This window comes from Marinobacter sp., assembly GCF_048269445.1.
Classification (GTDB): domain Bacteria; phylum Pseudomonadota; class Gammaproteobacteria; order Pseudomonadales; family Oleiphilaceae; genus Marinobacter.
The window spans coordinates 442,795-456,875 of sequence record NZ_JBLXIQ010000002.1; the positions used below are offsets into that span (position 1 = coordinate 442,795).

The following is a 14,081-nucleotide window of genomic DNA, read 5'->3' on the forward strand; positions in this document are numbered from 1 at the left end:
GTCAGGGCTTCATCACAAGGTACAGCGCGCGCCCCTGCCGCACGACTCTCACCGACACCGCCTTGCCGTCAGGCAGCGCCCGGACCACCTCACGAAAATCTTCAACAGAGGCAACCTTCTTCCGGTTGATTTCGGTGATCACGTCTCTCGGTCGGATGCCGGCTTCATAGGCTGCGCCACGGGCGACGCTGGCTACCACGACTCCGCCATCAACACCGAGAGAATCCGCCAGATCTGCGGGTAGAGGCTCGACCACCATACCCAGTGGCGCAGAGGAGGGAGCGCCCTGATCACCCGACGGAACTGCCGCCTGCTCGCCACCTTCCTCGGGCAGCCGGCCAATTTCGACATCCAGCTCAATCATTTTGCCACTACGGAGTACCCCGACCCTGGCCGTTTCCCCGACTGGGGTGCGCCCAACCATCGGCGGCAAGTCCGAGGACAACTCGACGGGTTCACCGTCGTAACTGAGAACAATATCGCCGGCCTGGAGACCGGCCTGCTGGGCCGGAGAGTCTGCCATAACTTCGGCGACCAGCGCGCCTCTTGGCCTTTCTAGGCCGAAGGATTCCGCCAGGTCACGGTTAACTTCCTGAATCAATACGCCCAGCCAGCCACGGGAAACGACGCCCTTGTCGCGCAACTGGCGGAACACGCTCATGGCATCGTCAATGGGAATGGCAAAAGAGACGCCCATAAAGCCACCGGAGCGGGTGTAGATTTGGGAATTGATACCGACGACCTCGCCGTCCAGATTAAACAGGGGGCCGCCGGAGTTACCCGGGTTGATAGCAACATCGGTCTGGATGAAGGGGACATAATTTTCCGACGGTAGCGAGCGACCCAGGGCACTGACGATTCCCGCAGTCACCGTATAGTCGAAGCCAAATGGAGAACCGATTGCAAACACCCATTCACCAACCTTCAGGTCTCTCGACTGGCCAATTTTCACGACGGGCAAATCATCCCCGTTCTCGATTTTCAGCACCGCCATATCGGAACGCGGATCTGTTCCTACCAATGTTGCCGGCAACTCCCGCCGGTCATTCAGACGGACAATGATCTCATCAGCACCTTCAACCACATGGTTGTTGGTAAGTACGTAGCCATCCTCAGATACGATAAAACCTGAGCCCATGGACTGGCGAGGCGGGGCGTTTCCGGGAGCACCGCCAAACGGAGACTGCGGGCCTCGGAAAAAATCCTGGAAGATTTCGGGCAATTGCTCAAGCTGCCGCTCGTCAAAGGGCAAGCCCCGCGCGTTTCCCGCCTTGGGTGCGCTGGTCGTGCTTATGTTGACCACAGCGCCGGCGTTCTTTTCAACAAGCTCGGTAAAATCCGGCAAGCCCTGAGCCAGGCCTGCCGTACTCCACACCGTCACGACCAATATGGACAACATCAGTAACAGAGTGGCCAGTGTTCCACCGGACTGGAGACCCCGGGACTGTTGGACAACTTCTCTTGTTCTCGACATGTTGCACCCTCTCGAATTACAAAGACCTTGCGGTAGTTTTAAGACCCTGCCACCGATTTTCAACTTAAAAAACGGTAGGGTTTATAGACAGTTTTCGGAGGAAATCCGGTTAACCCGAACCAACCGGGGCTCGTAATCCGTTGTGCCCCGACGCTGCAGTATACGGACAACCAAAAAGCCCAGGGCCAGGCCACCTGCTGCGGACAACATGGCAGCAAGGTCCTGCCCGCCAGACAAATGGTGACCAAAAACACTCGCCACCACCATCAGAATCAACGGGATCGCGTAAACCACCAGCGAGGCGCCAAGCAGTGCCTGTTCGTCAATTCCGATGGTGACCTCATCCCCGACCCGGGCGTTGACTGTATTCGTCACCAGAATCTGATTCGCCCGCCCCCCAGTTGCGGCTGCCAGCACTTTTTGCCCGCAACCATTGCGGGCGACACAACTCTGACACGCACTGGCGCGGATGGTCTGTACCCAGACCCGATCTCCTTTCAGCGCAACAACTTTGCCAGTTTCCGTGATCACAACTCACCTGCACTGAGCGCTAATGCGTTCTCGATCCGGACGGATTCAGCAACCTGGCGAGCGGTTTGTGGCGGCAATTCACCAACAACAGTGACCAGAAATGCGTTGCCCTCATCACTGATCTTGTGCATATAGACTGTCGTGGCACCGATCCGGGAGGCACCTGTGGGCATGTTTACCGTACCAGCGGGCTCAACAAAGACCGAAAACGCCGCCAGTCCGTCAGAGAAAGCCACCGCTTGCCCTTTGCCGGAACGAGGGGCCGCGGCCGGCAGAAACCCGTCCGGCCGCCAGCCAAGCTGCCAGCCATCCATGCGCTGAACCGCCGATGCCTGGGGCAACGAGCCCTCAAGTGTTCTGGAAATTTCCCGGCCCCGGGTGCGAATTTCAAACTCACTGTCGGGGATGTTTTCGCCGATTTGCAAACTGGTGAACTGGAATTGCTCCAGAACCTCGCCTTCGGCATTGCGTACATGACTCTTAAGCAAAAGCCCCGTAGACTTTTCGAGCCACAACCGGTGACTGTAGCGGTAAGGATCCTTGGCACTCAGGGCCACCGTCACCACATCGTAACCTGCGACTCGGTCCTCACCCTTCATTTCCGCACGATACCAGCGACTCACCGGCACGAGCTGACTGGTAAACGCCTCTGCGAAAGGACCGGATGGAATGACCTGATCGAGTTTGATACGACCCCTTTCAGGAAGCACGCAGACCACGTTCATTCCCTTACGGACGATTTCACCGCTGCCACCGTCCTGCAAAACCAACCGTTCCTCGACAATACCATCATGGTAACGGTGCGCAATCTGCATTGAATGCACGCGGTCACCCCGCGCGTAGACGAACACGCCACGATAGGAAGTCATGTTCAGAGCCGGACCGAGTCGTTTGAGCCAGGCCGCTGCCTCCTCTTCATCGGCGGCCAACGGCATGGGGCCGGCAAGCACGAAAACCAGGACCATCAGCAATGACAGTGAACGATTCCGGAAAACAGCGTGCAGGGTTTTGCGTTTAATCACAGTCACTCCGGGGTCAGTAACCGCTGCCATTAGCGCTGACCAGGCGGGCATAGCCAACGGCTCCCCGACCGGCGCCGACACTGTTGTGCTGCGCATGTTCCAGTAAATAACGACTCATGTACTCCCACTGCTCATCATCCAGACCCTGCAGTGCAATCTCCCTGACTGGCTGATCCTGTGTCGACACCTCTGGCGCGGCCGCCGTCGCTGGCTGAACAGGTCCAGGTCCGACATCAGAAGAATCCCAACCTGCGCCAGCGCCAAAACCAACGAGCAGCGCCGCGGCAACCATGGCCGCGGCAGGCCAGTGCCAGCGGCGAATACTGGTGTTTGGCCCCAGGACCCGGGCTCGCGCCGAAGCAGACGTTCGGCCATCAAGCAATCCACGAACAGCAATACTCACATCCACGCCATGGGCCGGTGAGTGGCCGTCGTGCAGGAGATCCCTCACATCCTGCCATCGCTGCCACTGAGCCCGAACTTCGTCCTGGCTATCGTGGGACAACAGGCGGCGCACCGACAGCTCGTCAGCTTCGTCGTCCATCATGGCAGACAGTGTTTCTCTGAGACGATCATCCATGGGATGCAACCTCAATTACGTGACCGAGTGGTTGAGCAAAGGTCCGAGATGACGATCAACCGCATCCCGGGCCCTGAAAATTCGTGAACGGACAGTACCGATGGGACACTCCAGAATCCCGGCAATATCTTCATAGCTGAGGCCATCATATTCCCGTAGCAAAAATGCCGAGCGCAGTTCTTCCGGCAGTTGGGCAATCGCCTTGGTCAGCTCCTTCTGGAGCTGCTCCCTCTGCAGCAGTCGTTCCGGTGATGCGTGATCCCGGAGCCTGGAGCCTTCATCAAAATTCTCTGCCTCGGCAGAATCGGCACTGCCCTGGGGACGACGCCCCCGAGATTCCAGATAGTTTTTGGCGGTATTGACAGCAATCCGGTAAAGCCATGTGTAAAAAGCACTGTCACCACGGAAGCGTTCGATTGCCCGGTATGCCTTGACGAACGTCTCCTGGGTCAGATCCATGACTTCCTGGCTATCGTAAACGTACCGGCTGATGATAGACGCGACTCTCGACTGATACTTGACAACCAGCAGGTCGAACGCGGCACGATCGCCGTTCTTGACCTTGCGCACCAGCTGCAGGTCCGTCTGGCTGTCGGAGTGCTCACCCTGTTGTTTGTCTGTATCAGGAGTCATGGACTGTTTGCCGGGGTTCCCTGATTTGACGGCCAGCTGTCCGGCCTGTACCAAGTGTCGTTGCGTCATCGATTCTATCCGGCGTCCGTTCATGAAACGGGCGACGCCACCTGTCAGGCAGCTCACCCTGTCAGGCCAAATAGACAGCAAGCGTAAAGTTTAGTTCAATACACGTCCACATTATGGCCTGCGATAACGACCCGATGCCACAGTCCTACGAATATGATGTTCTCATTATCGGCAGTGGTGCTGCCGGTCTGACCGTTGCCCTCAATCTGCCAGGGCATATGAAAGTGTGCGTTGTCAGCAAAGCCGAGATCAGCAGCGGCGCTACTCTTTGGGCCCAGGGAGGGATTGCTGCTGTGCTGGATGACCAGGACTCCACGGAGAACCACATCGCCGACACCCTGAACGCGGGGGCCGGTCTGTGCCATGAGGACGCGGTCCGTTTCACCGTGGAGCACGCCAAAGAAAGCATCGACTGGCTGATCGATTCCGGCGTCGATTTTACTCGGGATCAAGATGCCCACTATCATTTGACCCGGGAGGGCGGTCACAGCCATCGGCGCATCATCCACGCCGCCGATGCCACCGGCCACGCAGTATCTACAACCCTCACATCCCAGGCCCAGGCCAGAGCCAACATCGAACTCATGTCGGGCCGGGTGGCGGTGGACCTGATCACCAACCGGAAACTGTCCCTACCGGGGAACCGATGTGTCGGCGCTTACATCCTGAACCTTGAGGACAACCATGTGGAGTTGTTCCGGGCCCGGTTTACCGTTATTGCCACCGGAGGCGCTTCCAAGGCCTATCGCTACACCACCAATCCGGATGGAGCCTCCGGAGACGGCATTGCCATGGCCTGGCGGGCCGGGTGCCGGGTGGCGAATATGGAGTTCAACCAGTTCCACCCGACCTGCCTGTACCACCCCCATGCAAAGTCCTTCCTGATCACCGAGGCCGTGCGAGGGGAAGGTGGCTTGCTGAAGCTGCCCGACGGCACCCGGTTCATGGACCGCTTCGATGAGCGCGGAGAACTGGCACCCCGGGACATAGTCGCCCGGGCCATTGACCATGAGATGAAACGCCTGGGTGCCGATCATGTGTACCTGGATATCAGCCACAAACCCGAAGACTTTATAAAGCACCACTTCCCGACTATATATGAGAAGTGTCTGGGCTTTGGCATTGACATCACAAAAGAGCCCATTCCCGTGGTTCCGGCCGCCCACTACACCTGCGGCGGCATTGTCAGCGACGAGCGCGCCAGAACCGACATTAACCAGCTTTATGTGGTGGGCGAAGCCGCTTTCACAGGGCTCCACGGTGCTAATCGTATGGCCAGCAACTCCCTGCTGGAATGCCTGGTCTATGGCCGGGCCGCGGCGGCAGACATCACCCGGCGTGAAGCCGACATTCCGGCGCCCCCGAACGCGCCGGACTGGGATGAAAGCCAGGTACGGGATTCCGATGAAGACGTCGTGATCTCCCACAACTGGGACGAACTGCGCCACTTCATGTGGGACTATGTCGGTATTGTGCGCACCACCAAGCGGCTGCAGCGGGCCAAGCACCGGGCCGATCTGCTGTCCGCCGAAATTGGCGAATTCTACAGCAACTACAGGGTTACCAATGACCTGCTTGAACTGCGGAACCTGGTGACCATATCCGACCTGATAATCTGTTGTGCACTGCAACGAAAAGAAAGCCGTGGACTGCACTACACCCTGGATTATCCGGGACTGCTCCATGAGGCCCGTGATACCGTATTGGTCCCGACGACTTACCGAACCCTTTCGCCGTAAACCAAAGCAGACTTTTGCAACCTATTCGATGGTATAGACTATGTCAGAGACTCCTGAAGCGTCCGAGAAAACAGAATACAACCGCCTGTGGTGGCACAGTCGTCGCGGCATGCTTGAGTTGGACAACCTCCTGATCCCCTTCGTGGAGGAGGCCTATCGGGATCTGAACCCCGAAGACCAGGCCCGCTATAAAAAACTGCTCACCTGCGAAGACAACGACATGTTCGAATGGTTCATGCAGCGCAGTCGCCCCGCAGATCCGGACCTCCAACTCATGGTCGACATCATCCTGAACCGTGTCCAGCCGGATTGAACTGACACTCTCACCGTCCCGACTGGCCGGGCTGCTGGCAACGACCCCCTGGCTGGTTCTGCTTACGTTTCTGGTGGCCGCGGCGCTGGCAGGGAAGCCCTGGCTGCTGGCAGCCTCGCCGCTGGTTCTGGCGGGGTTGCTGCGGCAGTACCGGTGTCACGGCCTGCTCAGGGGACGCCATAGTGTCAGCAGCCTGTCAGTCGAGCAGGGGCAACTGTACGCAGCTACCGGTGATCACAGGCGGGTGCCTGTGATCACCTCGTCAGCGAGTCGAATCTGGTCCGGGCTGGCACTCTTGAAGCTTCGACCCGCAGGCGCCAGATTCCGCTCATACACCACAATCCTGCTGGCTCCGTCATCGGGCACAAACGGTAATTGCCCCGAAGACGAATTCCGGCGCCTGAGAATGTGGCTCAGACTGGGCCGGGCCCGGCCATCATCCACCTGACGTTCCGATCTGGAGTATTCCATGACTGGCACAGACACACCGGTACCCAATGTTGCAGACTTTCCCTTGCCCACCGATGGCTGGGCGGTTCTGACTGACCGGACCATCGTGCGGATCAGCGGTCCGGGGACAGACAAGTTTCTCCAGGGTCAGTTCAGCCAGAATCTCAATGAAGTCACCGCCGGGCGCTCCCCCCGGGCTGCCGCCTCAACACCAAAAGGCCGCGCCTACTGCCTGACCCGCATGATCAGGGCCGGAGAGGATATCCTGATGGACCTTTCCTCGGATCTTGCTGATGACACCCTGACCCAACTGCGCAAGTATCTGATGCTGTTCCGGGGCACAACCATGGAGGTGATTCCGGCCGCCAGGCTTGTCGGCATTCTCGGTAACCGGGTGGCCGCGACCCTGGCGGGAGATGCCATGAACAATCTGAAGGAACCCGGGGACTCTGCCGAACTGGACACCGGGTTCCTGGTGAAAGCAGAGCCGACCGCCGAGGGCACACCTCGTTTTGAATTCTGGCAGACCACGGGGGAGGAGAACGGCCTTGACACCAATGACCAGCTGCCCCCGGCAGACTGGTACGCTTCGGAGATCGCAGCCGGCGTCGCATCCCTCACGGCAGTCACCCAGGAGTCCTTCGTACCCCAGATGCTGAATTGGCAACATGTGGGCGGGGTCCACTTCAAGAAGGGCTGCTACACCGGTCAGGAAGTGATTGCCCGGATGCACTTCCTCGGCCAGCTGAAAAAGAGTCTGTTCCGTTTCCGAATTGGGCAGACCGGAGAGCTCCCTGAGCCTGGCAGTGCCTTGGTTGCTGGCGAGCGTTCGGTGGGCGAAGTGGTCAACGCTGTAAAATACCGGGACGGCAGCTGTGAACTACTCGCCGTGGTGCGCCATGATGCGGCCGAAAAAAACCTTCATCCGGAGGGGCAGCCCGAAGCTACCCTCATCCCGATACCCCTGCCCTACGCCGTACCCGAGAGGGAAAAAAGCCCACAATCAGATACATAAGTTGACAGGCAAATCCCTCAGGATTTGCTATTTTGCTATGCAGTAGCTCACTTATTTGATTTTCCAGGGTAACGGCCAACATCAATGGTCGGTATCCGGAACTTACACGCGGACCGTAACTGACCATGTCGAATATTGTCGAAACCATTAAAGCCGACCTTAATGCCGCCATCGAAAATGACAAGCTTGTGCTGCCTACCCTCCCGGAAGTGGCCCTGCAGGTGCGGGACATTGCTCAATCCGAAGATTCGGCCATTGCCGACCTGGTGAAGGTGATCAGCAATGACACCGCCCTTTCCGCACGCATTATACGGGTGTGCAACAGCCCGCTGTTCCGGGGCAGCCGGGCCATTGAGAACCTGAACATGGCGGTGAGCCGACTCGGTATGGCCTACACGAGCAATCTGGCGATGGGCCTGGCCATGGAACAGATGTTCCAGGCCACCTCTGACATGATCGACAAGCGAATGCGCGCCACCTGGCAGACCAGCACCGAAGTGGCCGGTGTCTGTCACGTACTGGCCCAGCACTACACCAGACTCAGACCGGATCAGGCGACTCTCGCGGGCCTGGTTCATCTGATCGGGGTGCTGCCGATCCTTCGGTACGTGGAAGATCAGGACATCCAGATCAGCAGCATCATGTTGGACAACGTGATTGAAGAGTTACACCCAAAAATCGGGGCGACCATTCTCAAGAAATGGGACTTCCCGAAGGACCTTCAAAACGTTCCACTGGAATACGCCAGCTTCAACCGTGAGGTTCCGGCAGCGGACTATGCGGATCTGGTGATGGTTGCCAACCTGCAGCTGGTTGCAGGCTCCGAGCATTCCTGGAACGAGATGGACTGGACGAAAATTCCCGCCTTTGATCGGCTTGGGCTGGATCCGAATATCGACATGAGCGAGGAAGAGGATCTGAACGCGCAGATGGAAGCGGCTATGGCGTTGCTTAAGTAAGTCTCAACTTTGAGGGTGGCTCCATTGAGGGCGGCACACTCAATGGAGTTCAGGCTCTTCGATAGCGCTCCAACAAATCCGCTTTTAAAGGTAGTTCCCAGTTTACCGTGGGCTTCCCCCGTTGCCGTAACCAGTCATTTGCCTTCGAAAAGTGCCTGCAGCCAAAGAAGCCTCGGTAGGCACTCAAGGGTGACGGATGCGGGCCTTCGAGTACCAGATGCCGGTTGCGGTCGATGTGCTGGCCTTTCTTCTTCGCGTAACTTCCCCAGAGCAAAAACACCACCCCTTCCCGTTCGCGGTTGACGGTTTCGATCACCCGGTCGGTAAAGGTTTCCCAGCCTTTGCCCTGATGAGCACCGGCCTGGCCCTGGACGACGGTGAGAACGCTGTTGAGCAGCAAAACGCCCTGCTCTGCCCAGGGCTGCAGGCAGCCGTGGTCCGGCGGTGAGATGCCCAGGTCGCCCTGGATTTCCTTGAAGATATTGACCAGTGACGGTGGGGTGGCCACATTCGGGCGCACCGAGAAGCACAGGCCGTGCGCCTGGCCGGGACCGTGGTAGGGGTCTTGCCCCAGAATCACGACACGTACCTGTTCCAGCGGTGTGCTGTTCAGAGCATTGAAGCAGTGGTGGCTGGCCGGGAACAGGACCTTGCCGGCCTGCTCCTCGGCGGCCAGGAATGCCGCCAGGCTCTGCATGTAGCGCTGGCGGAACTCTTCCGAAAGGTGCTCTTGCCAGCCCCGGTCTGGCCTGAGCTGGCTGGCCAGTACCTCAACCGGAGTCATGGGTTATGACTCGTCTTTCCGGTGCTCCGCCCTGTGCTCCGGGCGCATGGCCGGGAACAGGATGACGTCGCGGATGGAGGCGGAATTGGTCAGCAGCATGGCCAGCCGGTCGATGCCGATGCCCTCACCGGCGGTGGGCGGAAGGCCGTACTCCAGTGCCATGATGTAATCTTCGTCGTAGAACATGGCCTCGTCGTCGCCGGCGTCCTTTTCAGCCACCTGGTCCTGGAAACGTTCGGCCTGGTCTTCCGCATCGTTCAACTCGGAGAAGCCGTTGGCGATCTCGCGGCCGCCCACGAAGAATTCGAAGCGCTCGGTGACGAACGGGTCGCTGTCCTTGCAGCGGGCCAGCGGCGACACTTCTTTCGGGTAATCGGTAATAAACGTCGGCTGCATCAGGCGGTGTTCGGCGGTCGCTTCGAAAATCTCGATCTGGACTTTGCCAAGCCCCCAACCATTCTTGATGTAAATGCCGAGGTCTTTTGCCACCTGGCGGGCACCCGCCTCATTCGACAGCTGTTCAGCGTTGATGTCGGGGTTGTGGCGCACGATGGCATCGACCACAGTCAGGCGCTCAAACGGCTTGCCAAAGTCGTATTCAATGGTTTCGTCTTCACCATCAGCCAGGGTCCTGGTATTCACCACAGTGGTGGTTCCCAGCACCTCTTGGGTAATGGTGCGCAGCATGTCTTCGGTCAGGTCCATCAGGTCGTTGTGGTCAGCGTAGGCCTGATAGAACTCCACCATGGTAAATTCCGGGTTGTGACGGGTGGAGAGCCCTTCATTGCGGAAGTTGCGATTGATCTCGAACACCCGCTCAAAGCCGCCCACTACCAAACGTTTGAGGAACAGCTCCGGAGCGATACGCAGGTACATGTCGATGCCAAGGGCATTATGATGGGTGACGAACGGGCGCGCCGAGGCGCCACCGGGGATCACCTGCAACATCGGGGTTTCCACTTCCATGAAGTTCCGGTCGGTGAAGTACTGACGCATGACGCTGATGATTTTCGAGCGTGCGTAGAACACCCGGCGGCTGTCCTCATTCACCATCAGATCCACGTAGCGGTGACGGTAACGGGCTTCGGTATCCGTCAGGCCTTTGTGCTTCTCTGGCAGTGGCCGCAGGGATTTGGTGAGCATCACGTACTCGTCCATGCTCACATACAGGTCGCCCTTGCCGGATTTGCACAGGATGCCACGCACACCCACGATATCCCCGAGATCCCAGTGCTTGGTGTCTTTCTGGACATCCTTGGAGGCGTAAATCTGGATCCGGCCGGTCATGTCCTGAACCACCTTGAACGCCTTCCGATCGAGCATCATGCGGCCAGCAATCGCCACCTGGATACCCATGTCGGCCAGCTCTTCCTTGCTCTTGTCGCCGTATTTCGCCTGTAGCTCGGCAGCGGTGGCGTCACGACGGAAGTCGTTGGGGAAGGCATTGCCCTGCTCGCGCATCTCTGACAGTTTGGCGCGGCGTTCGGCAATCAGCTTGTTGTCGTCATGCTGTGCGGCATTCTGAGTTTGATCAGTCATTTTGGCTCACTAGAAATCAGGATTTGTCCGGGTTAGCGTGGCGAAGGCGCTGATCACAGCGCCATCTTCAGGCTGGCTTCGATGAACTTGTCGATATCACCGTCCAGCACCGACTGGGTGTTGCTGGTTTCGACCTTGGTGCGCAGATCCTTGATGCGGCTGTCATCCAGCACATAAGAACGGATCTGACTGCCCCAGCCGATATCGGCCTTGGCGTCCTCGGCTTTCTGCTTCTCGGCGTTCCGTTCCTGCATCTCTCGCTCAAACAGCTTCGCCTTCAGCTGCTTCATGGCCTGATCCTTGTTCTGGTGCTGGCTTCGGCCAGCCTGACAGGCCACAACAATACCGGTTGGGTTATGGGTCAGACGCACGGCAGACTCGGTCCGGTTAACATGCTGACCACCAGCGCCCGAAGCACGATAAACGTCCACCCGCAGATCCGACGGATTGATCTCAATGACGAAACTGTCGTCCACTTCCGGTGACACAAACACCGATGAAAAGGATGTGTGGCGACGGTTGCCGGAATCGAATGGTGATTTGCGCACCAGCCGGTGGACGCCGGTTTCCGTGCGCAGCCAACCGTAAGCGTAATCACCCTGGATGTGAATTGTGGCACTCTTGATGCCTGCCACTTCGCCTTCCATCAGTTCAACGATCTCTGCCTTGAAACCACGGCGCTCCGCCCAGCGCAGGTACATGCGCAGGAGCATGTTGGCCCAATCCTGCGCTTCCGTTCCGCCGGACCCGGCCTGAATATCCAGATACGCGTTGTTGGCGTCCATTTCGCCGGAGAACATGCGGCGGAACTCGAGCTTCTCCAGCTCTTTGTCCAGCCTGTCCAGATCGGACTCGATCTCGGCCACAGTGCCCTCGTCATCCTCTTCTGCGGCGAGATCCAGCAGCCCTTCGGCGTCTTCAAGGCCCGAAGTGAGGTTGTCGATCGTTTTGACGATCAGCTCAAGATCGGCGCGCTCTTTGCCCAATGCCTGGGCCCGGTCGGGGTCGTCCCAGACCGTGGGCTGCTCCAGTTCCCGCTCGACCTCTGTCAGTCGTTCATTGCGCTGATCGTAGTCAAAGATACCCCCTGAGCGCTTCAGTGCGCTCACGAAGCTCTTTGATCTTCGTAACAATGGGATTAATTTCCATGAAACCCTTACCCGCTCTTGAAAATGGAGAGTAAAAACAGAGGCCGGATTCTACCGGAAATCTGTCTGTAAATCAGCCTGTGGGGAATTGCTTACAGTGGTTCCAGGTAATCCACCAGCAGTTGCAGGCTGGTGCGGCCCCGGAAGGTATTGGCATCCGGTTTGTAAACTACCCGCGCTCCGGTACGGGTGTAGTCGGGCACTTGGGGGCCGGTGTTGAAGGCAATGCCGTCGACGATGCCGCCACCGTCCACGGGTTGCAACACCAGCTTCAGATGGTTCTCACCGACGACACGCTGGCTCACTACCCGGAACTCGCCATCGAACAGCGGCTCCGGAAAATGCTGACCCCAGGGACCGGCGCGCTTGAGCAGCGCGGCCGTGTCGAGGGAAAGCTCATCCGCGCCCAGGGGGCCATCGGTGGTGATAGCTGCCTCCAGATCCTCCGCACAGAGCGTGTCGCGAACGGCCTGATCAAAGGCTTCGGAAAAGGCATCCAGGTCCGCTTTTGCCAGAGTCATGCCTGCGGCCATGGCATGACCACCGAACTTTTTCATCATGCCGGGATGACGGGAGTCGACTGCGGCAAGTACGTCTCGGATATGCAGGCCCGGGATAGAGCGGGCCGAGCCCTTGATGTCTTCGCCATTGTCGTCCGGGGCGAAGGCAATGGTGGGTCGGTGGGTCTGCTCCCGGATGCGGGCGGCAAGGATACCGATAACCCCCTGATGCCAGTCAAGATCAAACAATGCCAGGCCCCAGGGCAGACCTTCCAGATCCAGAGACATGGACGCCAACAGATCCTGGGCCTGGGCTTTCATATCTTTCTCGATGGTTCTGCGTTCCCGGTTGAAGGTATCCAGCTCCCGGGCGAGCCGGCGGGCCTCATCAGGACTGTCTGCCAGCAAGCAGGCGATGCCGATGCTCATGTCATCCAGGCGGCCGGCCGCGTTCAGGCGAGGCCCTACCACGAACCCGAGGTCCGTTGAGCTGATAGCCGTGTGGTCACGACCAGCCACTTCCAACAATGCGAGTATGCCAGGGCGGGCCTCGCCCTGGCGTATCCGGCGCAGGCCCTGCTCGACGAAAATACGGTTGTTGTGGTCCAGGGGTACCACATCCGCAACCGTCCCCAGTGCGACCAGATCGAGCAGGCATCCCAGATTAGGCTCCGGCTGCGGCAGGCGCCCGGTCTCGCGGAGGTGTTTGCGCAGTGCCGTAAGCACATAAAACATTACGCCAACCCCGGCGGCGTTCTTGCTCAGAAAGGGGCAGCCAGGCTGATTCGGATTCACGATTGCGTGGGCATCCGGGAGCTGTTCCCCAGCCAGGTGATGATCGGTAACCACCACCTTCACACCCAGCTCCCGGGCAACACGGACACCCTCAATGGCTGATATACCGTTATCCACCGTGACCATCAGGTCTGGTAATTCACCTTCGTCACGCAGGCGCTCAATGATTCCGGGGGTCAGGCCATAGCCGTCAGCAAATCGGCTGGGCACTCGGAAATCAATACTCTGCAAACCGAGCATGGACAGACCGAGCATGGCCACGGCAGTGCTGGTGGCGCCGTCGGCGTCAAAGTCACCCAGAATCAGCACTCGCTCCTGTAGTTCGATGGCCCCGGCCAAAAGTTCCACGGCGCGGTCAATGCCCTGCAAGGACATGGGCGAAGCGAGGTGTTTGAGTGTATAGCTCAGCTGCTCATCAGAGGTGACGCCGCGGGCAGCGTAAAGACGGCGAAGCAGGGGGGGCAGTTTTTGCCCCCAGCCGGTAAGCGATTCTGGCTGGGGGCGACGCAGGATCTTTTTGGATGCCATAC

General features: G+C 58.7%; 14 protein-coding genes. 5 read left to right on the forward strand and 9 right to left on the reverse strand.

What is annotated here, in order from left to right; translation table 11 throughout:
* Position 1: 1 nt before the first annotated feature.
* From ACN0XM_RS05385 to rpoE, 5 genes are all read right to left on the reverse strand, one after another.
* Positions 2-1,399 (reverse strand): DegQ family serine endoprotease, encoded by a 1,398-nt coding sequence (locus ACN0XM_RS05385; RefSeq protein ID WP_417566067.1) that lies wholly within the window; start codon positions 1,397-1,399, stop codon positions 2-4.
* Positions 1,400-1,555: 156 nt separating this feature from the next.
* Positions 1,556-2,005: a SoxR reducing system RseC family protein gene (locus ACN0XM_RS05390; RefSeq protein WP_417565894.1), complete on the reverse strand. Its 450-nt coding sequence runs from the start codon at positions 2,003-2,005 to the stop codon at positions 1,556-1,558.
* Positions 2,002-2,970, reverse strand: coding sequence for a MucB/RseB C-terminal domain-containing protein (locus ACN0XM_RS05395; protein ID WP_417566068.1), 969 nt, complete (start codon positions 2,968-2,970; stop codon positions 2,002-2,004). The genes ACN0XM_RS05390 and ACN0XM_RS05395 overlap by 4 nt, the downstream gene beginning before the upstream one ends.
* 70 nt (positions 2,971-3,040) lie before the next feature.
* The gene (locus tag ACN0XM_RS05400; protein WP_417565895.1) at positions 3,041-3,607 is read right to left on the reverse strand and encodes a sigma-E factor negative regulatory protein; all 567 of its coding nucleotides are present in this window, start codon (positions 3,605-3,607) and stop codon (positions 3,041-3,043) included.
* A gap of 15 nt (positions 3,608-3,622) precedes the next feature.
* A complete protein-coding gene (gene rpoE, locus ACN0XM_RS05405; RefSeq protein ID WP_417565896.1) occupies positions 3,623-4,309 on the reverse strand; it encodes an RNA polymerase sigma factor RpoE in 687 nt (228 codons plus the stop codon).
* A 134-nt stretch (positions 4,310-4,443) separates the two neighbouring features.
* Here rpoE and nadB point away from each other — a divergent pair, with 134 nt between their 5' ends.
* The 5 genes from nadB to ACN0XM_RS05430 all read left to right on the forward strand — a co-directional run bounded on the left by nadB (position 4,444) and on the right by ACN0XM_RS05430 (position 8,785).
* Positions 4,444-6,048 carry an L-aspartate oxidase gene (nadB, locus tag ACN0XM_RS05410; protein ID WP_417566069.1) on the forward strand — a complete coding sequence of 535 codons (1,605 nt, stop codon included), beginning with the start codon at positions 4,444-4,446 and terminating at the stop codon, positions 6,046-6,048.
* A gap of 40 nt (positions 6,049-6,088) precedes the next feature.
* Complete coding sequence (locus ACN0XM_RS05415) at positions 6,089-6,361, forward strand: succinate dehydrogenase assembly factor 2 (RefSeq protein ID WP_417565897.1); 273 nt, start codon at positions 6,089-6,091, stop codon at positions 6,359-6,361.
* 1 nt (position 6,362) lies between these two features.
* Complete coding sequence (locus ACN0XM_RS05420) at positions 6,363-6,809, forward strand: hypothetical protein (RefSeq protein ID WP_417566070.1); 447 nt, start codon at positions 6,363-6,365, stop codon at positions 6,807-6,809.
* A 21-nt stretch (positions 6,810-6,830) separates the two neighbouring features.
* Complete coding sequence (locus ACN0XM_RS05425; RefSeq protein WP_417565898.1) at positions 6,831-7,826, forward strand: YgfZ/GcvT domain-containing protein; 996 nt, start codon at positions 6,831-6,833, stop codon at positions 7,824-7,826.
* Between the two features lie 125 nt (positions 7,827-7,951).
* Entirely contained in the window at positions 7,952-8,785 is an 834-nt protein-coding gene (locus ACN0XM_RS05430) for an HDOD domain-containing protein (RefSeq protein ID WP_417565899.1), read from the forward strand.
* A 49-nt stretch (positions 8,786-8,834) separates the two neighbouring features.
* Here ACN0XM_RS05430 and ung read toward each other — a convergent pair whose 3' ends face one another.
* The 4 genes from ung to recJ all read right to left on the reverse strand — a co-directional run bounded on the left by ung (position 8,835) and on the right by recJ (position 14,079).
* Positions 8,835-9,569, reverse strand: a complete 735-nt coding sequence (gene ung, locus ACN0XM_RS05435) for a uracil-DNA glycosylase (RefSeq protein ID WP_417565900.1) — start codon at positions 9,567-9,569, stop codon at positions 8,835-8,837.
* A gap of 3 nt (positions 9,570-9,572) precedes the next feature.
* Positions 9,573-11,108 (reverse strand): lysine--tRNA ligase, encoded by a 1,536-nt coding sequence (lysS, locus tag ACN0XM_RS05440; RefSeq protein ID WP_417565901.1) that lies wholly within the window; start codon positions 11,106-11,108, stop codon positions 9,573-9,575.
* A 53-nt stretch (positions 11,109-11,161) separates the two neighbouring features.
* A protein-coding gene (gene prfB, locus ACN0XM_RS05445; protein ID WP_417565902.1) for a peptide chain release factor 2 occupies positions 11,162-12,257 on the reverse strand; the annotation gives its coding sequence in 2 pieces (ribosomal slippage) (positions 11,162-12,184 and positions 12,186-12,257; 1,095 coding nt in all).
* A 91-nt stretch (positions 12,258-12,348) separates the two neighbouring features.
* On the reverse strand, positions 12,349-14,079 hold the full coding sequence (recJ, locus tag ACN0XM_RS05450) for a single-stranded-DNA-specific exonuclease RecJ (protein WP_417565903.1): 1,731 nt from the start codon (positions 14,077-14,079) through the stop codon (positions 12,349-12,351).
* Between the last annotated feature and the right edge of the window lie 2 nt (positions 14,080-14,081).

What these genes read in the sequence shown, in the direction of transcription:
- ACN0XM_RS05385 (WP_417566067.1), bottom strand. Translation starts at nt 1,399, where the DNA reads ATGTTGTCCATATTGGTCGTGACGGTGTGGAGTACGGCAGGCCTGGCT.
- ACN0XM_RS05395 (WP_417566068.1), bottom strand. Translation starts at nt 2,970, where the DNA reads ATGGTCCTGGTTTTCGTGCTTGCCGGCCCCATGCCGTTGGCCGCCGAT.
- ACN0XM_RS05400 (WP_417565895.1), bottom strand. Translation starts at nt 3,607, where the DNA reads ATGGATGATCGTCTCAGAGAAACACTGTCTGCCATGATGGACGACGAA.
- rpoE (WP_417565896.1), bottom strand. Translation starts at nt 4,309, where the DNA reads ATGACGCAACGACACTTGGTACAGGCCGGACAGCTGGCCGTCAAATCA.
- nadB (WP_417566069.1), top strand. Translation starts at nt 4,444, where the DNA reads ATGCCACAGTCCTACGAATATGATGTTCTCATTATCGGCAGTGGTGCT.
- ACN0XM_RS05415 (WP_417565897.1), top strand. Translation starts at nt 6,089, where the DNA reads ATGTCAGAGACTCCTGAAGCGTCCGAGAAAACAGAATACAACCGCCTG.
- ACN0XM_RS05425 (WP_417565898.1), top strand. Translation starts at nt 6,831, where the DNA reads ATGACTGGCACAGACACACCGGTACCCAATGTTGCAGACTTTCCCTTG.
- ACN0XM_RS05430 (WP_417565899.1), top strand. Translation starts at nt 7,952, where the DNA reads ATGTCGAATATTGTCGAAACCATTAAAGCCGACCTTAATGCCGCCATC.
- ung (WP_417565900.1), bottom strand. Translation starts at nt 9,569, where the DNA reads ATGACTCCGGTTGAGGTACTGGCCAGCCAGCTCAGGCCAGACCGGGGC.
- lysS (WP_417565901.1), bottom strand. Translation starts at nt 11,108, where the DNA reads ATGACTGATCAAACTCAGAATGCCGCACAGCATGACGACAACAAGCTG.
- recJ (WP_417565903.1), bottom strand. Translation starts at nt 14,079, where the DNA reads ATGGCATCCAAAAAGATCCTGCGTCGCCCCCAGCCAGAATCGCTTACC.